The sequence below is a fragment of the Burkholderia sp. Bp9016 genome, assembly GCF_003857765.1.
Classification (GTDB): Bacteria; Pseudomonadota; Gammaproteobacteria; order Burkholderiales; family Burkholderiaceae; genus Burkholderia.
This window is the reverse complement of sequence record NZ_QTPY01000023.1, coordinates 1-20,145: the sequence shown is the minus strand read 5'-3', so window position 1 is coordinate 20,145 and position 20,145 is coordinate 1. Positions and strand designations below refer to the sequence as shown.

17 protein-coding genes and 1 pseudogene are annotated in these 20,145 nt (G+C 66.5%); 15 read left to right on the top strand and 3 right to left on the bottom strand.

Translation table 11 applies throughout. The annotated features are described in order from the left end of the window. Positions 1-161 precede the first annotated feature (161 nt). Entirely contained in the window at positions 162-1,415 is a 1,254-nt protein-coding gene (locus tag DIE13_RS25025; protein ID WP_124829779.1) for a porin, read from the bottom strand. 204 nt (positions 1,416-1,619) lie between these two features. Next, the gene (locus DIE13_RS25020) at positions 1,620-2,216 is read right to left on the bottom strand and encodes a hypothetical protein (RefSeq protein ID WP_124829778.1); all 597 of its coding nucleotides are present in this window, start codon (positions 2,214-2,216) and stop codon (positions 1,620-1,622) included. 330 nt (positions 2,217-2,546) lie between these two features. Between DIE13_RS25020 and hflK the strand changes: the two genes are divergently transcribed. The 4 genes from hflK (at position 2,547) to DIE13_RS25000 (ending at position 8,595) form a co-directional block, all read left to right on the top strand. Next, positions 2,547-4,442: a protease modulator HflK gene (gene hflK, locus DIE13_RS25015; protein ID WP_124829777.1), complete on the top strand. Its 1,896-nt coding sequence runs from the start codon at positions 2,547-2,549 to the stop codon at positions 4,440-4,442. Positions 4,443-4,535: 93 nt separating this feature from the next. Continuing rightward, positions 4,536-5,573 carry a protease modulator HflC gene (gene hflC / locus DIE13_RS25010; RefSeq protein WP_124829776.1) on the top strand — a complete coding sequence of 346 codons (1,038 nt, stop codon included), beginning with the start codon at positions 4,536-4,538 and terminating at the stop codon, positions 5,571-5,573. Beyond that, the gene (locus tag DIE13_RS25005) at positions 5,570-6,613 is read left to right on the top strand and encodes an SPFH domain-containing protein (protein ID WP_124829775.1); all 1,044 of its coding nucleotides are present in this window, start codon (positions 5,570-5,572) and stop codon (positions 6,611-6,613) included. Before hflC ends, DIE13_RS25005 begins: the two co-directional genes overlap by 4 nt. Then, on the top strand, positions 6,610-8,595 hold the full coding sequence (locus DIE13_RS25000) for a cation-translocating P-type ATPase (RefSeq protein WP_124829774.1): 1,986 nt from the start codon (positions 6,610-6,612) through the stop codon (positions 8,593-8,595). Before DIE13_RS25005 ends, DIE13_RS25000 begins: the two co-directional genes overlap by 4 nt. Positions 8,596-8,689: 94 nt before the next feature. Here the strand turns inward: DIE13_RS25000 and gcvA are convergent, their stop codons facing one another. Further along, positions 8,690-9,592: a transcriptional regulator GcvA gene (gcvA, locus tag DIE13_RS24995; protein WP_124829773.1), complete on the bottom strand. Its 903-nt coding sequence runs from the start codon at positions 9,590-9,592 to the stop codon at positions 8,690-8,692. 130 nt (positions 9,593-9,722) lie between these two features. Between gcvA and DIE13_RS24990 the strand changes: the two genes are divergently transcribed. The 11 genes and pseudogenes from DIE13_RS24990 to DIE13_RS24940 all read left to right on the top strand — a co-directional run. Then, positions 9,723-10,427 carry an SDR family oxidoreductase gene (locus tag DIE13_RS24990; protein WP_124829772.1) on the top strand — a complete coding sequence of 235 codons (705 nt, stop codon included), beginning with the start codon at positions 9,723-9,725 and terminating at the stop codon, positions 10,425-10,427. A 22-nt stretch (positions 10,428-10,449) separates the two neighbouring features. Beyond that, complete coding sequence (locus DIE13_RS24985; RefSeq protein ID WP_124829771.1) at positions 10,450-10,938, top strand: hypothetical protein; 489 nt, start codon at positions 10,450-10,452, stop codon at positions 10,936-10,938. A gap of 83 nt (positions 10,939-11,021) precedes the next feature. Next, the gene (locus DIE13_RS24980) at positions 11,022-11,327 is read left to right on the top strand and encodes a non-heme iron oxygenase ferredoxin subunit (RefSeq protein ID WP_124829770.1); all 306 of its coding nucleotides are present in this window, start codon (positions 11,022-11,024) and stop codon (positions 11,325-11,327) included. Beyond that, a complete protein-coding gene (locus DIE13_RS24975) occupies positions 11,252-12,577 on the top strand; it encodes an NAD(P)/FAD-dependent oxidoreductase (RefSeq protein ID WP_244108846.1) in 1,326 nt (441 codons plus the stop codon). The genes DIE13_RS24980 and DIE13_RS24975 overlap by 76 nt, the downstream gene beginning before the upstream one ends. Positions 12,578-12,620: 43 nt before the next feature. Further along, positions 12,621-13,913 carry an aromatic ring-hydroxylating dioxygenase subunit alpha gene (locus DIE13_RS24970; protein WP_124829769.1) on the top strand — a complete coding sequence of 431 codons (1,293 nt, stop codon included), beginning with the start codon at positions 12,621-12,623 and terminating at the stop codon, positions 13,911-13,913. After that, a complete protein-coding gene (locus tag DIE13_RS24965) occupies positions 13,913-14,422 on the top strand; it encodes an aromatic-ring-hydroxylating dioxygenase subunit beta (RefSeq protein WP_124829768.1) in 510 nt (169 codons plus the stop codon). Before DIE13_RS24970 ends, DIE13_RS24965 begins: the two co-directional genes overlap by 1 nt. Positions 14,423-14,477: 55 nt before the next feature. Then, positions 14,478-16,889: a xanthine dehydrogenase family protein molybdopterin-binding subunit gene (locus DIE13_RS24960; protein ID WP_124829767.1), complete on the top strand. Its 2,412-nt coding sequence runs from the start codon at positions 14,478-14,480 to the stop codon at positions 16,887-16,889. Further along, entirely contained in the window at positions 16,886-17,716 is an 831-nt protein-coding gene (locus DIE13_RS24955; RefSeq protein WP_124829766.1) for a xanthine dehydrogenase family protein subunit M, read from the top strand. The genes DIE13_RS24960 and DIE13_RS24955 overlap by 4 nt, the downstream gene beginning before the upstream one ends. 22 nt (positions 17,717-17,738) lie before the next feature. Further along, positions 17,739-18,956 (top strand): 2Fe-2S iron-sulfur cluster-binding protein, encoded by a 1,218-nt coding sequence (locus tag DIE13_RS24950; RefSeq protein ID WP_124829765.1) that lies wholly within the window; start codon positions 17,739-17,741, stop codon positions 18,954-18,956. Between the two features lie 79 nt (positions 18,957-19,035). Next, positions 19,036-20,001, top strand: coding sequence for an amidohydrolase family protein (locus DIE13_RS24945; protein WP_233410004.1), 966 nt, complete (start codon positions 19,036-19,038; stop codon positions 19,999-20,001). Positions 20,002-20,050: 49 nt separating this feature from the next. Beyond that, positions 20,051-20,145 (top strand): annotated as a pseudogene (locus tag DIE13_RS24940) (Asp/Glu racemase); the annotation flags it as partial.

Genomic DNA, 20,145 nt, shown 5'->3' with positions numbered 1-20,145 from the left:
CGCCCGCATCGCGGGCGTGTCACGCCGGCTTGCCGGTTTCGCGCGGGGGGCGAACGCGCATCGCAGCGAAACGGCCGCGCCTGCGCGCGGCTCTTTCAGCGTAGGCAGCGACGATTAAGCGAGGCTTAAAACGCGGGCCCGCGCGCGAAGCGACGCAGCCTTCAGAACTTGTGGCGCAACCCCAGCGCGACGACGAGCTGGTTGCTGTTGGCGGAAGGCGTCATCGTCCAGACGGTCGCGTTGAACGCCGGATTGCCGTTGCCGCCGCTCACGCTTTGATAGACGCCTTCCAGATACGCATCCGTGCGTTTCGAGAATGCGTAGTCGGCCTGCGCGACGACATGGTTCCATTTCGGACGCGTCTGGCCCGTGCGGCTGTCGAAACGCCCCATCGTGTACGTGTACGCGGCGGCCAGGCTGAACGCCGGCGTGACGACGAAGCGGCCGTCGACCGTGAAGTTGTCGAAGACGAGCGATTCGCCCTTCAGCGGTGTGATGCCGGCGCCCTGCAGCACGCCGGTCACGCCGTCGGTCGTCGAGCGCGACCAGGCGGCGCCAACCGAGTGCAGGCCGAACACGTAGCGTCCGGCAACCGACCAGATCTGCTGGTTGCCGCCCGTGATCGTCGCCGACCCGTCGACCGTGCTGAGCGCGCCGTCCGGGTTCGGCGCGTTGCGATCGCGGCTGATCTTCAGGTAGCCGGCGCCGAACTTCACCGGCCCGTTGGCATAGCCGAGCCCGGCACTCCAGACGGCGTTGTTCGAAAACTCGCCGGCCTTGTTCGAGAACCCGAACATCGCGCCGAACGTCAGCCCGCGATAGGTCGGACTCGTGTACTTCACCGCGTTGTTGATGCGCAGGTTGCGGTTCGAGTCGTCATTGTCGTACGGGTGCACCGCGAGATTGCCGCCCCAGCCGGGTCCCGCCGCGCCGAGCGGCGTCACGAACTCGAGGATCTCGTCGTACTGGCGGCCGAACGTCAGCGTGCCGGCCGTGCGCGAGCTGACGCCGATCCACGCCTGACGACCGAACAGGTCGACGCCTTTCTGCGACAGCTTGCCGGTCGTCCCCGAGAAACCGCTTTCGAGCGCGAAGACCGCGGCCGTGCCGCCACCGAGATCCTCGCGGCCGCGCACACCCCAGCGCGATGCGTTCAATGCGCCGCTCGTCATCGCGACGCTGCCGCTGCCGGGCGAACCGGCGCCTTGCGTGCGCTGGTTGGTCGCATAGGTGATCGACGTGTCGAGCAGGCCGTACAGCGTGACGCTGCTTTGTGCCTGTGCGATGCCGGGCATGAACGGGGCGATGCAGGCGGCAATGACCGTCCCCGCGGTCTTGCCCGATGCGAGCCGGCCGCGGCGGGCGGAGTGCGTCGCGGCGGTGCTGGCGGGTCGGTTAGTTTTGTAGGAATGCATAGGATTTTTTATCGTTGGTCTGGCGTCGATCGCCGATGGGGCGCGTCGGCGCGCTCGGCCGGCGGATCGAGCAGCCATTATTGGAGATCGTGCGACGGGCGATTAAGGCGCCGCACAGGAAAGGTCCTGTGCAAAATCGCGCGGAATCGGCGCGCGTCGCAGCGGCGCAGGCACGGCGTGCGCTTTCGTGCCGGGGGATTGCGCTCAGCGATCCGCGTCGGCTGCGCGACGGGCGATCTCGATCGCCATGTCGACATTCCCGCTGCGATACGCGACACGCACGGCCGCCGCCCGGGCGAAGAGGACGTCCGCCGAAGGTTGCAGTCGCAACCGTACGCCGACGCGCGGCATCGACGCGAGCTGCTCGCGAAGTTCGACGATCAAGCGGCAGCAGTGGCATGTCGACGCTCGCGCGTCGGGGCTCACGGCCGCTTCCGCGAGCTCGGCGGTCCAGGCGACGCCGCGATCGGATCGAACGGCGTCGAGATGCGGCAGATAGCGCGCGTCGCCGGACAGCGCGATCAACAGCGCGGCCCATTGCGCACCGGGCCATCCATGCTGCTGGTCGTGCGTCAGGTCGATCAGCAGCGCGTCGCTCAGCGCGGACAGGCTTTGCCGGCAAACGTAGTGAAAGTCGAGCGGCTGGTAGCGGACCTGCGGATAGTCGCGCAACACGTGAGCGAGTTCGGCGCCCGTGTCGACGACGCCGCGCAGGAACGATTCCGCCGGGCCCGGGCGATTCAGGCTGAGCGCCGGTACGTTCAGGAGCAGGCGGCGGATATCGTCGGGGCGGTGGTGCATCGGGAAGGGCGTGTGTTGCCGGTGGACGCAGTATGGATTCGTGACGTGCGTTGTGGCAACCGGCACGGTTTTCCGTCCGGCGCGGCGGGAATGCGGCCTGCGTGCCACGCTGTTGTTGCGACCGCGGATTCCATCGTTTCAGCCGGACAGGGTGCGCTCCGTTTCAACGGATGACGCGCGCACGGTTTGTCCGTCCGGCTGCGATTACCCGCAAATTGTCCGCAATCGCGCCGGTCGCCTTGAGTTTCATCGTCCACCGCGATACATTGCCGCTCGCAGAATTCCGCGCGGGCTGCCGCGCATCCTGTAATGAATACGTAAGGAACCCCGATGGGGCAACAGGCGCACGGCAACGACGACATTCCCGACAGCCGGGCCGGCCGCGATGCACTCGCACCGGTTGCAGGGGCCGCCGCATTGCTGGGCGCTGCGCTCGCGACGCTGAGCGTCGTCGATCTGCTGCCGGTCGACCTGCGCTGGTGCGCACCGCTTGCGAGCGCATGGTGCAACGTGCTCGTCGTCGCGCTTGGCGTGCTACTCGCCGAGCGCGCGCGTCGCCACCCGCCGCAGGGGCTGGCCGCCGGCCTGCTCGCCGACTGGCTTCGCAGCGCGTTCCGCCGCAAGCAGGAGCCCGAGCAATACGACAACCCGTGGCCGGCGATCGCCGCGGCGATCGACTGGCGGCCGGTGGCTGTCACCGCGGGCGCCGTGCTGTCCGCCGCGATTGCCGCGCTCGCGTGGCTGCCGCCGGCGCCGGTCGTGCTGGTCCGCGCGATGGCCGCGCCCGAACCCACGGTCGCGGCTGGTGCCGCATGCATTGTCCTTGCCTTTCTCACGCTCGTCGCCGAACGCCATCATGCGGCGACAGCCGGCACATCCACGGTTTCCGCGTCGCTCACCCCGATGCTGCGCATGGCGCTTGTCACTGCGCTCGCGGGCGCGCTGGCCGCCGCATGGTTCGTGTTCCTGCACCGCGCGGCGGACGGCCTCGTCCATGCCGTCGCGCTGCTCAACGCGCTCGTCGGGGCAGAACTGGCCGTGCGCGGCGTGCTGTCCTGGTTCGACGTGCCGCGCGGCGCCGCCGTCCCGACCAGCGCGATCGCGGGCCTGCTGAGCCGTCGCCCGTCGCCGCTGGCGTCGCTCGACGCCGAATTGCGCGACCGCTACGGCATCGACCTGCGGCAAAGCTGGGGCTGGCGCAGCTTCGTGAGGCTGCTGCCCGGCGCGCTCGGCGCGACCGTGGCGTGCGCGTGGCTGCTCACCGCGGTCGTCGTGCTGAACCCGGAGCAGCGCGCGGTATATGAACGGTTCGGCGCGCCGGTCGCGGTCTGGCAGCCCGGCCTGCACGTCGGCTTGCCCTGGCCGTTCGGGCGCGCGCGCATTGTCGACAATGGCGCCGTGCATCAGGTCGCGATCGCCGGCAGTGCGAGCGACGATACGGCCGACACGCGTGCCGCGCCCGCCGACGGCCCGACTCCCGAGCGGCTCGACCGCCTCTGGGACGTGGCGCACCCATGGGAAACCACCCAGGTGATCGCCGGCGCGAACGGCGACCGGCAGAATTTCCAGATCGTCAACGCCGACGTGCGGGTCGACTACCGTCTCGGCCCGACCGATGCCGATGCCCGTGCGGCGCTCTACCGGACGAGCGACCCGGAAAGCACGGTGCGCGTGAGCGCCAATCGCGAGCTGGTTCATTACCTCGCTTCGCATACGCTCGAATCGCTGCTCGAAACGAATCAGGCCGCCATGGCCGAACAATTGAAGCGGGCGATCCAGCAGCAGCTCGACCGGCTGCAAAGCGGCGTCGACGTGGTCGCGGTCGTGATCGAAAGCGTGCATCCGCCGACCGGTGCGGCCGCCGCGTTCCACGACGTCCAGGCCGCGCAGATCCGCGCGCAGGGCAGCGTCGCTCAGGCGCGCGGCTTCGCGGCCGGCCTGCTCGGCAACGCGCAGCAGCAGGCGCTCGTGCGGATCGCGCAAGCCGAAGCGCAGGCGGGCGACACGCTGTCGTCGGCGCGCGTGCAGCGGATCGATTTCGATGCCGACCTGGTGGCGTACCGGCTCGGCGGTCCCGCGTTTCCGTTCGAGTATTACCTGAACAAACTGCAGCACGGCCTGCGCAATGCGCGCATGACGATCATCGACGACCGGCTGGCCGACGGCACGCGGGCCACCGTCGACCTGCGCAACACTCCCGCCGGCGATCTGGCCGGCATCCATTGACATGTCGCGGCAAGGTCCGCGCGGGCGGCGCAACACGGCGGCAGCACATGCCGCCGCACCGCACGCGGACGACGCCGCACCCGGGACGACATCGTGAGTCTGTTTCATTCGCACGCGCATGATCATGCGCACCACGGCCATGGCCACGACCACCACGCGCATCACGGCGCACCGCAGCCGCCCGGCGCATTCCGGCTGCGCGTCGCCGTCGCGGTGCTGTGCGTGCTCGTCGCGCTCGCGGTCGCGAGCTTCGTGCAGGTGCGTGCCGGCGAGGCATCGGTCGTCACGCGTTTCGGGCGTCCCGTGCGCGTGCTGCTCGAACCGGGGCTGGCGTGGCGCCTGCCTGCGCCGATCGACGCGGTGACGCCCGTCGACCTGCGGCTGCACACGACGTCGAGCGGCCTGCAGGACGTCGGCACCCGTGATGGACTGCGCATCATCGTCGAGGCCTACGTCGCATGGCGCGTGCCGGCCGATTCACGCGACATCGGGCGCTTCATGCGCGCGGTCGGCAACGAACCCGATGAAGCAGCCCGGCAGATTCGCTCGCTCGTCGGGTCCGCATTGCAGACGACGTCCGCCGGGTACGACCTCGCATCGCTCGTGAATACCGATCCGGCCCAGGTGAAGATCGGCGAATTCGAGGACACGCTGCGCCGGCAAATCGACGCGCAGCTCTATGCGACCTATGGCGTGCGCGTCGCGCAGGTCGGGCTCGAACGGCTCACGCTGCCGGCGGTCACGCTCGCCGCGACCGTCGACCGGATGAGCGCGGAGCGCGAGACCGTGGCGGCGCAGCGCACCGCGGACGGCAATCGCGAAGCTGCGCAGATCCGCTCGGACGCCGAGCGCGACGCTCGCATCGCGATCGCCGACGCGAACGTCAAGGCGGCCGACATCGAGGCGCAATCACGCAAGGATGCGGCCGACATCTACGGCAAGAGCTATGCGGGCAATCCGCATCTGTACACGATGCTGCGTTCGCTAGACACGCTGAACGCGGTGGTCGGCACCAATACCAACCTGATCCTGCGCACCGATGCCGCGCCGTTCCGCGTGCTCGTGCAAGGGCCGACCGACGCGGGCGGGCAAAACACGCCCGCGCCGAAGCCGCACAAGGCCGCACGATGAGCGCGCAGCCTGCACCGCCGCTCGGGCCCGGCGCCCAGGCCGTGCGCCTGTCGTTCTGGTTCATTGCCGCACTCGCGGTGCTGGCCGCGTGCGCGTGGGCCAGTTCGAACATCCGGCGGATTCCGGCCGACAGCCGCGCGGTCGTGATGCGCTTTGGCGCGCTCGTGCGCACCCAGGACGCCGGGCTCGTGATCGCATGGCCGCGGCCGTTCGAGTCGGTGCGGCTCGTGCCGGGCGCCGCGCGCGTGCTCGAACAGAAGATCCGTTCGCTCGACCGCGATCCGCGGGCGCTCGCCTCGTCCGCGGCGGGTGTCGCGCGGCTGCCCGACGCGCTCGCCGGCTCCGGCTATGTGCTGACGGGCGACGGCGGCGCCGTCGCGTTGAGCGCGGTTCTCTATTACCGGGTCAGCGATCCGTACGCGTATGTATTGCAGCAGGACCGCCTCGACGCGGCCCTCGAGCGGATCGTGTCCGCGTCGGCCGTCGAGGTCGCGGCGGCCCGCGATCTCGATGCGATCCTGGTCGCACGGCCCGAGCAGATCGCCGCCGATCGGCAGATGGCCGCGCGTCGCGAACGGTTGCGCGGCGATCTCGCCGACGCGATCGCGCGGCACCTGCGCGCGCTCGACGCGGCACACGCCGGACTCGGCGTCGAAGTCGCGCGCGTCGACGTGCAGCCCGCGTTTCCCGGCGCGGCCGCCGATGCGTTCAACTCGGTGCTGACGTCGCTGCAGCTCGCCGAGCGGACCATCGCCGAAGCACGCACCGCCGCCGAGCAGCGGCGGCAGGACGCGCAGCAGGATGCCGATCGGATCGTCCAGGAAGCGCAGGCGCGCGCCACCGAGCGCGTCGCGACCGCACAGACCGACACGCTGGAAATCCGGCAACTCGACGCAACGCTGCGCGAGAACGGCGATCCGGGGCTGCTGGCACGGCTCTATCGCGATCGCGTGCAGCGCATGCTGGCAAAGGCAGGGCGCGTGACGACGATCGATCCGCGCGACACCTCTAACCTGATCCTGCCCGGGAATGCCCGATGAAGATGCTCGCCGAACCGGCCGGGAAGCCGGACGCCCCGACGGTATACGCGCTGTCCACCGACGAACGCCGCACGATCACGCGACAGATCGCGCTGGCGCTGCTCGCGGGCGGGCTGCTCGTGCTGTCGTTCGCGTGGCGCACGCTGGCATCCGGCGACGACACCCTCGCGCAGATGCTGGCCGCGCTCGCATCGCTGATCGTCGCGGGGCCCGTCTTTGCGAGCGCGTGGCACAGCCTGCGTGCGCCGAGCCTGCACGGCGTGACCGACCGGCTGATCGCGCTCGCGATGCTGGCCGCGTGGGCGATCGGCGATATGACCACGGCCGCGCTGCTGCCGATCGTGATGACGTTCGGGCATGCGCTCGAAGAGCGCAGCGTGCTGGGCTCGCAGGAAGCCATCCGCGCGCTCGGCCAACTGACGGCCGGTCGCGTACGCCGCATCGGCACGGACGGCAGCGTCACCGAAGTCGCGTATGACGCGCTTCATGCCGGCGACCGGATCGAAGTGGTGGCGGGCGCGCGCATTCCGGTCGACGGCATCGTGGTAGCGGGCGCATCGAGCGTCGACAATGCCCCGATCACCGGCGAATCCGTGCCGCACGACGTCGACGAAGGCAGCGCCGTGTATGGCGGTGCGCTGAATCTGGACGGCGTGCTGCGCATCGAGGTCACGCACACCGGCAAGGATTCGGCGCTCGGCAAGATCATCGCACTGATGCAGCAGGCGGAACGGGCGAAACCGCCCGTCACGCAGGTGCTCGAGCGGCACATGGGCGCCTATCTCGCGCTCGTGCTGCTGATCGCCGCGATCGTCTGGTTCACGTCCGCGAATGCGTCGGCGATGCTCGCGGTCATCGTGGCCGCGTGTCCGTGCGCGCTGGTGCTCGCCGCGCCGTCCACTGCCATCGCCGGGATTGCGGTGGGCGCGCGGCACGGCATCCTGTTTCGCAACGCGGCGTTCCTCGACAAGATCGCCGAGGTCGACTCGCTCGTGATCGACAAAACCGGCACGCTCACGCGCGGAGAATTGCAGGTCCGGCAAGTGTGGCTGCAACCCGGCATCGACGGAGCGCACGCCCGCGCGCTGGCCGCCCGGCTCGGCGAAGGCAGCGCGCACCCGGCCAGCCGCGCGCTGGTGCGCGATGCCGTCGCGTCCGGCCTTGCCAGTGCCGCCGTTGCGCCGTTCGAACGCACGCGGGAATTGCGCGGACTCGGTGTCGTCGCCGAGACACCCGACGGCACCGCAGTACTCGGCCGGCCCGCGCTGCTCGCGGACCATGCCGGCGCGTTGCCGCCACCTCCCGACGGCTTCGACGGGCCGCTCGTCGGCCTCATGCTCGACGGACGGCTGCTCGCGTGGTTCGGGTTCTCCGACACGCTGCGGCCCGACGCGCACGAGGCGCTTGCCGAGCTGCGGACGCTGGGCCTCGCGCGGCAGACGTTGCTCACCGGCGACCGCGAGCCGGTGGCGCGCAAGGTCGCGGCCGAGACCGGCATCGAGACCGTGGTCGCGCAGGCGCTGCCGCACGACAAGCTCGATTACGTGATGCACCAGATTGGCGCCGGCCGGCATCCGCTCGTCGTCGGCGACGGGCTGAACGACGTGCTGGCGATCAAGGCAGGCTCGACCAGCATCGCGATGGGCGAGCGCGGCGTCGACATCGCGATCGCGTCGGCCGACGTCGTGCTGCTCGGCGACGATCTGAAGCGGATTGCGACCTGCATCCGCCTCGGCCGGCACTGCCGGCACACGGCGACGACCAATGCGGCGATCGGGCTCGCATGGACGCTCGCGGTGATCGCGCTGGCCGCAACCGGCGTGCTCGGCGCGGTCTGGGCCGCGATCCTGCACAACATTGGCACGTTCATCGTGATTGCCAACGCGGGCCGGTTGCTGCGGATCGACGAGGCCGATGGCACGGTGACGGGGGCGGGCAGGGCCGTTGGCGGTGATGGCGACGGCGTCGAAAAACCCGCCTGAGGCCGTCTCCGCAGGTATCGCCGAACGAGTGGCGATCGGAGCCAGGGCGGGGAATCTGGGCGCGGCAGCGCCTTACGCGCGTTGAATCGCCGTATCAGCGTGCGTTTCCGTACTGCGCAAACAACCAGTCGCGCATGGCCTCGAGCGCTTCCGAATGTGCGTTCGCTTGCGGAAAGACAACGTGGAACCCGAGCGTCATCGGGAAGGAAAAGTCGAAGGCGCGCCGTAGCCGGCCATCCGCGATATCGCGCTCGACCAGCGGCTCGCTGGTCAGCGCGATGCCTTGCCCCGCGGCTGCGGCGTCGATGGCGAGCAGGGTCTGACTGAACCGCGGCCCTTTGGTCGGATCGGCCCGAACTTTTCCGTCGAGCTTGTGGATGAATTCGGGCCACAGATCGTGAGCGTCGTGCAGCAGCACGTGTTTCGACAGGTCGGCGGGCTTCCGGATCGGCGGGTTGCCATCGAGCAATTTCGGGCTGCCGACGGCGAAGATATCGAGCGGAAACAGCAACTCGCCGGTCAAACCGGGCGGGAACGGCGGCTTGCACAGTCGAATCGCGATGTCGACGCCATCGGCCTTGAACGTCGCGAGCCGTTCGTCGGCGATGACGCGAACCTCGATGTCGGGATGCAGTCTGCTGAAGTCCGACAATCGGGGAATCAGCCACTTCGACGCGAACGACGGCGTCGTGCTGACGGTGAGAATCGTCGCGCGCTGGCCCAGCGCTTCCGTTGCGTCGGCGATGATCTGCAGCGCGCGCTGAACCGACGAGAAATACTCGAGCCCGTCGCGTGTCAGCGCGAGCCCTCGCGGCAAGCGCCGAAAGAGCTGAACGTCCACAGCGTTTTCAAGATGCCTGACCTGCTGCGCGACAGCACCCTGGGTCACGCCGAGTTCATCGGCGGCCAGCCGGAAATTGAGGTGGCGCGCCGACGCTTCGAACGCGCGAAGCGCATTGAGCGGAGGAAACCGGCGGGTACGCAAAAGAGCCTTCATGCAGTAGAAATTCTACAGGGTGACTGAAGAAATCATCGTTCGACAATTGCATTATAGAGTCCTAGAGTGCTCGTATAGATTGATGTCGAGATCGAATACGGCGTTCCGCCGACCTATCCTGGAGAACAGCATGACTGTAGAGAAAGTGGCTTTAGTGACGGCGGCGGGCAAGGGCATGGGTGCTGCGATCGCTCGGGATCTCGCCAGCAACGGCTATCGCGTCGCGCTGATGTCGCCGTCCGGCAGTGCCGCCGAACTGGCGAAGGAACTCGGCGGTTTCGGCATCGCGGGGTCGGTCACCGAAGATGCCGACATCGAGCGCTTCGTCAACGAGACGCTCGCGAAGTATGGCCGCATCGACGCGGTCGTCAACAACACCGGGCATCCGCCGAAGGGCGACTTGCTCTCCCTCGAAGACAACAAGTGGCACGAAGGGCTCGATCTGATCGTGCTCAACGTCGTGCGCGTGCTGCGCCGCGTGACGCCGGTCTTCCTGAAGCAGGGCGGCGGTGCGGTGGTCAACATTTCGAGTTTCGCGGCCGATGCGCCCGAGCAGGCCATGCCGGTGTCGTCCGCGCTGCGCTCGGCGCTCAGTTCCTTCACGCGCCTGTACGCGGATCGTTATGCGAAGGACAACATCCGGATCAACTCGGTGCTGCCGGGCTTCATCGACAGCTGGCCGGAAACGCCCGAAATCGTTGCCCGCATTCCGGTCGGCCGTTTCGGCAAGACGCAGGAGATCGCGCAAACGGTGACGTTCCTGCTGTCCGAAGGCGCCGGCTACATCACCGGGCAGAACATTCGCGTCGACGGCGGCATCGTGCGGGCGCTGTAAGTCGAGCCAGGATCGGGGCGGCGTGCGTGCGAACGCCCGCGCCGCATCCGTTCGCGGTGAAGATGCAAAGAGATATCGAAGGGTGCCTGAAGGCACGCGGCTTCGTGCTGCACGTCGCCTCGAAGCCTGCGGCCAGCTACGTCCGGATTCGTGGAGCAACCTGCGCTGGTCAACGGCGCTTCGGATTTCCGCATGGGCTTCCTCGGCGAAAGCGGGCGTCATGCCTCGCACGACGCCGGGAAACCGCCGCCGGCCGGATTTCGCCACGCAGGTTGAGTTCTTGCGGCGCTCGGAGCGAGAACGATTCCTGCTTGATCCGATAGCGCCCGACCGAAGCTCGATGCGCCGGCGACGACGCAGGGCGCGTATCGCGTATCGCGCTTCGCCGGCGTTTCCAAAATATGCGCGGATCGGCAACCACGCACTCTTGATCACCGCACAAGTGCCACCGATCCACATCGTCGCAATCGTCGACCCGCACGTCACCGGTACCGACACCGGCTCAGGGTAAACGCTCTTTTTGCATTTCTTGACTTCGTTCCGGAAGCTGGTAGCCTTATTTCATCAGCATACTGATTAAATAAGGCCAAGCAGATGAACTACATATTCGCGGCAAAGTTGACCGACCTGGTCGAGGACGAGCCGCTTCCGGTGACGATCGGCGACGAACGGATTGCCTTGTACCTGCTCGACGGGAGCGTTCATGCCACTCACAACGTGTGCACGCACCAGTTCGCGTTGCTGAGCGACGGCTATATGGAGGACGGTTGTATCGAGTGTCCGCTTCATCAGGGGCGCTTCGATATCCGCACCGGCGCCGCGATGTGTGCGCCTGCAACGACGCCGGTACGCGTCTACGACGTTCGCGTCGAGGGCGATTCGATCATGGTGGCCCTGTGAGTGCGCCGAGGTCCGACGGCCAACCGATGGTTCCGACGATTCTTATCGTCGGCGCGGGGCAGGCAGGCGGCCGGGCCGCTGAAGCACTGCGCGCGACAGGATTCGCCGGGCGCATCGTGTTGGCAGGGGATGAGCGGGTGCTGCCGTATGAGCGGCCGCCGTTATCGAAGGACGTGCTGCTCGCGAGCAACGACGCGGATTGCTTTGCCGGCTGGCTGCAACCCGAGTCGTTCTATGTCGACTCGCGCATCGAGCGGCGCGACGATGGCGTCGAGCGGCTCGACGTCGTGAATCGTATCGCCGAATTCAGGAACGGGCCGCCGATCCGCTTCGATCAATGCCTGCTGGCCACGGGCGGCCGCGCTCGGAGCTTGCCGGGTCTGCCGGGTGGCCCGCACATGCATTCGCTGCGGACACTGGCGGATGCGATGCGGTTGCGCGAACGGCTTGCCCGCTCGAAATCGGTTGCCGTCATCGGCGGCGGTTTTCTCGGACTCGAGTTCGCGGCGAGTGCGCGTTCGCGGGGGCTCGACGTGACGATCTACGAAACCGCGCCACGGTTGCTGGGGCGAGCGGTCCCGGCCGCCTTTGCGGACCGGTTGCGAGCGAAACATGAGTCGCACGGCGTGCGGTTCGTCTTCAATGCCGATGCGCTGCGCGTCGCCCCGAACGAACACGATGTCCAAATGGCCGTCGACGGCGGCACGGCCCACTTCGACTTCTGCGTCGTCGCCATCGGGCAGACGCCGAATGACGATCTCGCGCGCGCGTCGGGCATTGCGACCGGCAATGGAATCCTGGTCGACGAATACTGCCGTACCTCGGTACCGGGTGTTTATGCCGCGGGCGACTGCGCGAACTTTCCGTTCGGCGCGACCGGCCAGCGACTGCGTCTCGAGTCATGGCAGAACGCCCAGGAGCAGGCCATCGTCGCGGCGAGGAACATGGCTGGCGATCGCACCGCTTATCGGCCCACGCCGTGGTTCTGGACCGACCAGTACGACTGGAACATCCAGATGCTCGGCATGCCGGATCATTCGATCGCACATTGGATCGAACGCCCGTCTCCTGACGGGAAGACATTGTTGATCGGACTGCGCGAGGGCGTGATCGCGTACGCGCTGGCGGTCAACCAGGGCGGTGAGTTGCGGGCGTTGCGCAGGCTGGTCGAGCGCGGGATTTCCGTCGATCCGGCCGCGCTCGCGGATCCCGCGATCAAATTGCGGCAACTCGACCAGCGGGCGGCGTAGTCATCAATTCGGGCGTGCGAGCCGCGCCTCAGCGGAGAACAACGTGTATTCGTGTGAAACCATCATCGGCGGCGGGACGCCGCAAGCAAAAAATCTTCCGGTCGCATCGCTCGTATGGCCTGACGAAGGCCTTCATGCGATTCCCGACTGGGTTTATACGAGCGACGCCGTGTATGCGCGCGAGGTCGAGCGCATTTTTCACGGCCGCACCTGGAACTTCGTCGCGCTCGAAGCCGAGGTACCGAACGCCGGCGACTACAAGCGTTCGTATGTGGGACCGACGCCGGTGGTGGTATCGCGTGCCGAGGACGGTTCCGTCAACGTATTCGAGAACCGGTGCGCACATCGCGGTGCGGAATTCTGCCGGCACAGCCGCGGCAACAACAAGGAATTCGTGTGCCCGTACCACCAATGGTCGTACGACCTGAAGGGCAACCTGCAGGGAATTCCGTTCAAGCGCGGCGTGAACAAGCTGGGCGGCATGCCGAAGGATTTCCGCAACGACGCGCACGGGCTGCGCAAGCTTGCGGTCGCGACACGAAACGGCGTCGTGTTCGCGTCGTTCGTGCTCGACATGGAGCCGCTCGAGGAATACCTGACCCCGGAGATCCTCGACGATTTCGATACGGTGTTCAACGGCAAGCGCTTGCGCATTCTCGGCTTCTACAAGAACGAGCTGCCGTGCAACTGGAAGATGTACCACGAGAATCTGAAGGATCCCTATCACGCGACGCTGCTGCATTCTTTTCTCGTGGTGTTCGGACTGCTGGTGGCGGGAAACCGCTCCGCGATGATCGCGGACAGCAAGTACGGCATTCACGGCACGATGGCATCGGCCAAGAGCGACGATCTTTACGCACAGGTCGACGAAGACAAAAAGAAGGAAATGCGCTCGTTCCACGAAGGGATGGTGCTGCGCGACGAGCGATTCCTGGAATTCGTCAAGGAGTTCGATTCGGAATGGTCGGTGACCATGCAGACGATCTGGCCGAACCTGGTCGTGCAGCGCGAAATGAACACGCTGGGCGTGCGCCACATCGTGCCGAACGGGCCGAACAGCATGATCATGCTCTGGACGATGTTCGGCTACGAGGATGACACGGACGAGATGGTCCGCCATCGGCTGCGCCAGGGCAATCTGATGGGCCCGTCGGGCTTTCTGGGGCTGGAGGACAACGAGGCGATGAAGTTCGTTCAGGAGGGCGTGCGCCGTTCCGTGACCGATCGCAGCGTGATCAAGCTGGACGGCGACAAGATCGGCACCGCGGACAACCTGATCTCGGAAGCGGCGATTCGCGCCATGTACAAACACTATCGGGAAGTGATGGGGTTCTGATGCTGAAAGGATTCGACAAAAAGCCGATCGCATACGAGGCTGCGATCGCGGCCCGCATGGCGGTCGAGGCGTTCCATGCCGAGTACTGCGCGACGCTGGACGGAGGGGAGATCGAACGCTGGCCCGAGTTCTTTGCCGAACAGTGCGTGTATCGCGTGACCGAATACGAGAATGCGGAACTCGGGTTGCCGGTCGGGCTCGTCTATGCGGAAGGGCGCGACATGTTGCGCGATCGCGCGGTCGCGATTTCGCGCACGCAGATGTTCGCACCGCGCCGGGTACTGCATCTCGTCACCAACGTGCGGATTCTCGACGCGAACGACGAGGAGATCGTCGCGCAGAGCAACTATGTGCTGCTGCAAACGCTTGTCGAGGGCGCGACGTCGGTTCATCAGGCGGGGCGGCTGTACGATCGTTTCGCGCGCAATGGCAGCACCCTGCTGCTGAAGGAGCGGCAGGCCGTGTACGACACGGCGCTGATTGCCAATGATCTCGCGTACCCCGTCTGACGGCGGGAAGGCAAACGAGCGGCCGTTCGACGAGGACGGCCCGGGAGGAAAGCACATGAACGAAACTGCGAAGACGGAAGCGCCGGTCGATACCGGCGGCGTCGGCGCACGCGTACGGCGCCGCGAGGACGAACGGCATCTGCACGGGAAAGGCCGATTTGTCGCGGACTACGCATTTCCCGATCTGCAGGATGTTGCGTTCCTGCGCAGCCCTGTCGCGCATGCGGTCATTCGGCAGATCGGCAAGCCCGAGCGATTCGCGGACCGGGTGATCGTGCGTGAAGACATGGTCGGGGCGACCGATATCGTTGCGGATTCGAGCCTGCCCAGCTACAAATCGTCCGCCCATCCGCCACTGGCCGCGCAAAAAGTCCGCTTCGTCGGCGAGCCGGTCGCGATGTGCTTCGCGGGTACGCGAGCGGAAGCCGAGGACATCGCAGAGGAGATCGAGCTCGATCTGGGCGAGCTGCCGGCATTCGCGAACGCCTTTACGGCGCGCGAGCGAACGGACACGCGCGTGCACGAGCATTGGCCGGACAATCTGTTTCTCGACATGCAGGCCGACGTCGATTTCGACGTGCATGCGCAACGCGCGAGCGTGGTCGTGACGCAAAAGGTCGACCTGGCTCGCCAGTGCATGGTGCCGATGGAGGGCAAGGCAGTCCTCGCATACTGGGATCATCCGCAGGCGCAGCTCGTCGTGATTACGTCGACGCAAGTGCCGCACATGATCCGCACGATTCTCGCGCAGTGTCTCGGGCTGGATCAGGCGCAGGTCCGGGTCATTTCTCCGGACGTAGGCGGTGCATTCGGCTACAAGTGCGTGCTCCAGCAGGAAGAGCTGTGCATTGCATGGCTCGCGTTGACCTACAAGCGGCCGTTCCGGTTCATCGAGGATCGACGGGAGCATCTGATCGCGGGCGCGAATACGCGTCAGCACCACTACGAGCTGACCGCGTATGCGGACGATCGCGGCCGACTGCTGGCCCTCGATGCGCAGTTGTTGATCGATGGCGGTGCCTATTCGGCGTGGCCGTTCACCATCGGCCTCGAGACGGGACAGGCGCTTGGCAACCTGCCCGGACCTTACGACTTCCGCGGCTATCGGTGCCGTACGCAGTGCGCGGCGACCAACAAGCCGGGTTTCCTGCCGTATCGCGGTGTTGCGCGCACGGGTGTGTGCTTCGCGATCGAGTTGACGATGGACGCGATTGCACACGCGGTCGGCCGCGAAGCGTGGGAGGTTCGGCACGACAACCTCGTGCGCGGTGCCGACATGCCGTACACGAATGTCGTGAAGAAGCACTACGACAGCGGCGATTTCCAGGAGAGCCTGAGGCGGGCCGTCGAGCAGATCGACGTGCCCCGCTGGCGACAGCGTCAGGCGCAGGGCGAGGCGGACGGGCGGCTGGTCGGCGTCGGCTTCGCGACCTTCACCGAGCAATCGGCACACGGCACATCAGTGTTCGCGTCGTGGGGGCTTCCTGTCGTCCCGGGCTACGACCTCGCGACGGTTCGCATTACGGCCGACGGTGGAATCGAACTGCGTGCCGGTATTCATTCGCACGGGCAGGGCATGGAGACGACGCTCGCGCAGATTGCCAGCGAAGTCCTCGGCGTGTCGGTGCAGAAAATCAAGCTGGTGCATGGGGATACGGCGCTGACGCCGTATTCGACGGGCACTTACGCGTCGCGCAGCATCGTGATGGCGGGCGGAGCGGTCGCCGCGGCCTGCCGCGAGCTGATCCCGAGACTGATCCGGATCGGCGCGCATTTGCTGAACGAAGCGGAGAGCGCCGTGCGATTCGATGCGGGGCGCGTGGTCGGCGCAAGCGGCTGCGTCACGCTCGCCGACGTCGCCGCGGCCTGGTATATGCGGCCGGACCTGTTGCCGAAAGGTGTCGATCTGGCTGGCCTGGAGACAACCCAGGGCTTCAAGCCGGCAGTCGATACGGGCGCATTCAGCTACGCGACGCATGCGGCGGTCGTTGCTGTCGATACGCAAACGGGACAGGTCGACATTCTCGACTACGTCATCGTCGAGGACTGCGGAACGATGATCAATCCGATGGTGGTCGAAGGGCAGACGATCGGCGGCACGGCACAAGGCATCGGCACCGCTTTCTACGAAGAAACGCTCTATGACGACAACGCGCAGCCGCTGACCTCGACGCTCGCCGACTACATGTTGCCGGGGCCGACCGAATTGCCGTCACTGCGGATTCATCACATGGAAACGCCATCGCCGTACACGGAGTTCGGTGCGAAAGGCGTCGGCGAGGGCGGCGCAATCGCACCGCCTGCCGCGCTGTTCAATGCAGTCAACGACGCGCTTCGGCCGCTGGGCGCACGGGTATCGGAAACGCCGCTCACACCGCGCCGGTTGCTGCAGGCAATCGAAGCGGCGAAGGCGGCACGGGCGTCCGGCGAGCAACCGGTCGGCGCAACAGAGGAGGCGATTCGATGAAGGCTGCGGCGTTTGAATATGTTGCGTGCACGTCGATTGCCGACGCATTGGATGCGTTGCAGCAGGCAGCGGGAAATGCGAAGCCGATCGCCGGCAGTCAGTCGATGGGGCCGATGCTGAATCTGCGCCTGGCCCGGCCCGCGCGCGTGATCGACGTTTCGCGCATCGACGCGTTGCGTCAGGTCGGCGACGCTGGCAACGACGTCCGGATCGGTGCGGCGGTCACGCACGCCGAGATCGAGGACGGCAAGTTTGCGCTGCTGCGCGGCGGCATGCTGCAGTTCGTTGCAGGAGGTATCGCTTATCGAGCGATCCGCAATCGAGGCACGATCGGGGGCAGTCTCGCGCATGCCGATCCGGCAGCGGATTGGCCGCTTGCGCTGAGCGCACTCGACGCGCGGATCGAGCTGAGCGGGCCGTCCGGTGTTCGGCAGGTGCATGCCGCGGGATTCATGCTCGGTGCATTCACGACCCAGTTGGCCGATGGCGAAATCATCTCTGCGGTGCTGGTGCCGAAGACAAGCGAAGCGGCACGCTGGGGATACCACAAGCTGTGCCGAAAGACCGGCGAGTTCGCGCACGCGAGTGCGGCCGCCGCGTTCGATCCGCAGACGGGCCTGGCGCGCGTCGTGGCAGGCGCACTGGACGGCCCGCCGGCGGCGCTCGACGCCCTCGCGACGGAGATTGCGCGCCATGGGCCTGCCGCGGCCACGCCCGTTGCGATTGCCGCAGCGGTCGCGAGCGTGATGCCCAATGCCGACGCGATAGACCGCGGCATGCACGAGGCGGCGGTCGCACGCTGCCTTGCCTCCGCGTTCGGCCGATAGACCGCTTTGACAGGAAGAATTCATGTCTGCCATCGAACTGACGATCAATGACAAGCCGATCCGCAGCGACGTCGCGCCGCGCGTGCATCTCGGCGATTTTTTGCGTGACACCCAACACCTGACCGGTACCCATCTGGGCTGCGAACATGGCGTCTGCGGCGCATGCACGGTGCTATGCGACGACGAGCCAGTGCGCTCGTGCATCACGTTCGCGGTGGCATGCGATCGACGCGAAGTCCGGACCATCGAGGGCTTCGACGATGACGCGTTGATGACTCGGTTGCGCCGCGCGTTCTCGCAGCACCATGCGCTTCAGTGCGGCTACTGCACCCCGGGAATGCTGATCACCGCACGCGACATCGTGCGGCGCTTCCCGGACGCCGATGAAGCCCATGTGCGCCTCGAACTGTCGGGCAATCTTTGCCGCTGCACCGGCTATATGGGCATTGTCGCTGCGATCCGCTCGGTGCTCGAAGACCTCAAGCACAGCCCGCTTGCGCAGCCCGTTTCACCGGCATCGCCGGCAGTCGCGGCAATCGACCGCGGTGTGCGCGCAGCGGCCGGATTCACGACCTTCGATGCGAAGCAGACGGGTCCCGGTCCGGGCGCTGCCGCCCTGCAGGCATCTGCGGGACGGACCTCGGACGCGTCATCGTCCGCACCGGCCACCACCGACCGCAAGGGGTGGACCGCGATCGACGACAGCTTCATCGCTCCATTTCCGCTTGACCGCGTATGGGCGTTCATGGGCGATCTGCCGTCGGTGACGGCGTGTCTGCCCGGGGCGGAACTCATCGAGCACGATGCTGAGAAGGTCAAGGGGCGCATCGCGATCAAGTTCGGTCCGATGTCCGCGAATTTTGCAGGCTCCGCGCGGCTCGAGCGCGACGACGCCAATCATCGCGCAGTCATGCGCGGTGCCGGCCAAGACAATATCAGCCGCTCGCGCGCGAACGGCGACGTCACGTATGCGCTGACACCGGAGCAGGGTGGTGCGCAAACGCGCGTCGCAGTGACGCTTGAATACATGCTGCAAGGGCCGCTCGCGCAGTTTTCCCGATCGGGGCTCGTCAAGGATTTCGTGCGGCGGATGATCGCCGATTTCGGCGCGCGAATCACCGCGCAACTGGGCGGCGACGCCGCGCCGGCGACGGAGCTGGCATCGTCGAAATTCAATGTCGGCGCGATGATCTGGAGTGTCGTCTGGGGGCGTATCAAGCGCCTGTTCGGACGGAACTGAGAGTGGGATGCCCGCAGACGGACAGTCGTCCGTCAAACGCCGACTTAATTGTCAGTATGCTGAGTAAATGGAGCCTGAAGTGACCGACCGCATTCGCAAGATCGCACTGGAAGAACATTTTTCGACGCCCGGGTTTCAGGCGTACTCGAAAAGCTTTACGCAACATATTGCGCCGGAGGTTCTGGCCGATCTCGGCGCGCGTCTGGCCGACTTCGACGAGCTTCGGCTGGCGGAGATGGATCGCGCGGGGATCGACTACACGATCCTGTCGCAGACCGGCCCAAGCGTGCAGGGCGAGCACGACAGCGCTGTCGCGGTGAGCCGTGCACGGGAAAGCAACGACTATCTTGCAGCGCAGATCGCGCGACACCCGTCCCGCTTTGGCGGGTTCGCGACGTTGGCGATGCATTCGCCGGGCGCCGCCGTCGAGGAACTCACTCGCACGGTCGACACGCTCGGCTTCAAAGGCGCGCTGGTGAACGGACATACGTTCGGCACCTACTACGACGATCGGGCCTACGACCCGTTTTGGGCACGCCTGCAGGAACTCGACGTGCCGCTGTACCTGCATCCGACCGATGCGTACGTGATGCCGCGGGTGTTCGACGGACATCCGGAACTGGCGGGCGCGGCGTGGGGGTGGGGCGTTGAAACGGGCACCCATGCGCTGCGGCTGCTGTTTGGCGGCGTGTTCGACCGTTTCCCGCGCGTCAAGCTGATTCTCGGTCACATGGGCGAAGGGCTACCGTTCCTGCGCTGGCGTTTCGACAGCCGGTTCGCCGTTTATTCGCACGGCGTGACGCTCGCACGCCGGCCCTCCGAATATTTTGGCCGAAACATCCTGATCACGACGTCTGGCGTGTGTTCGGCGCCCGCGCTGGTCGGCGCGATCGGCGAAATGGGGGCCGATGCGGTGATGTTCTCGGTGGACTACCCGTACGAATCGACGGCCGCTGCGGCTGACTTCATTGAACGCGCACCGCTCGACGATACGACGCGACAACGCGTTTGCCACGGCAATGCGGCGCGGATTTTCAAGCTGTGATGCCGGGCACCGACATCAAGACCCTTTTCCTTAAATGCAGGAACATGAAATGAGCAAGCAATTCCGTATCGGCCAGATCGTGCCGAGTTCCAACACGACGATGGAAACCGAGATTCCCGCGATGCTGCGGTTGCGCGAAACGAT

Bases quoted from the DNA above. Each gene is read 5' to 3' on its own strand.
- DIE13_RS25025 (WP_124829779.1), bottom strand. From the start codon at position 1,415: ATGCATTCCTACAAAACTAACCGACCCGCCAGCACCGCCGCGACGCAC.
- DIE13_RS25020 (WP_124829778.1), bottom strand. From the start codon at position 2,216: ATGCACCACCGCCCCGACGATATCCGCCGCCTGCTCCTGAACGTACCG.
- hflK (WP_124829777.1), top strand. From the start codon at position 2,547: ATGGGGCAACAGGCGCACGGCAACGACGACATTCCCGACAGCCGGGCC.
- DIE13_RS25005 (WP_124829775.1), top strand. From the start codon at position 5,570: ATGAGCGCGCAGCCTGCACCGCCGCTCGGGCCCGGCGCCCAGGCCGTG.
- DIE13_RS25000 (WP_124829774.1), top strand. From the start codon at position 6,610: ATGAAGATGCTCGCCGAACCGGCCGGGAAGCCGGACGCCCCGACGGTA.
- gcvA (WP_124829773.1), bottom strand. From the start codon at position 9,592: ATGAAGGCTCTTTTGCGTACCCGCCGGTTTCCTCCGCTCAATGCGCTT.
- DIE13_RS24990 (WP_124829772.1), top strand. From the start codon at position 9,723: ATGACTGTAGAGAAAGTGGCTTTAGTGACGGCGGCGGGCAAGGGCATG.
- DIE13_RS24980 (WP_124829770.1), top strand. From the start codon at position 11,022: ATGAACTACATATTCGCGGCAAAGTTGACCGACCTGGTCGAGGACGAG.
- DIE13_RS24965 (WP_124829768.1), top strand. From the start codon at position 13,913: ATGCTGAAAGGATTCGACAAAAAGCCGATCGCATACGAGGCTGCGATC.
- DIE13_RS24960 (WP_124829767.1), top strand. From the start codon at position 14,478: ATGAACGAAACTGCGAAGACGGAAGCGCCGGTCGATACCGGCGGCGTC.
- DIE13_RS24955 (WP_124829766.1), top strand. From the start codon at position 16,886: ATGAAGGCTGCGGCGTTTGAATATGTTGCGTGCACGTCGATTGCCGAC.
- DIE13_RS24950 (WP_124829765.1), top strand. From the start codon at position 17,739: ATGTCTGCCATCGAACTGACGATCAATGACAAGCCGATCCGCAGCGAC.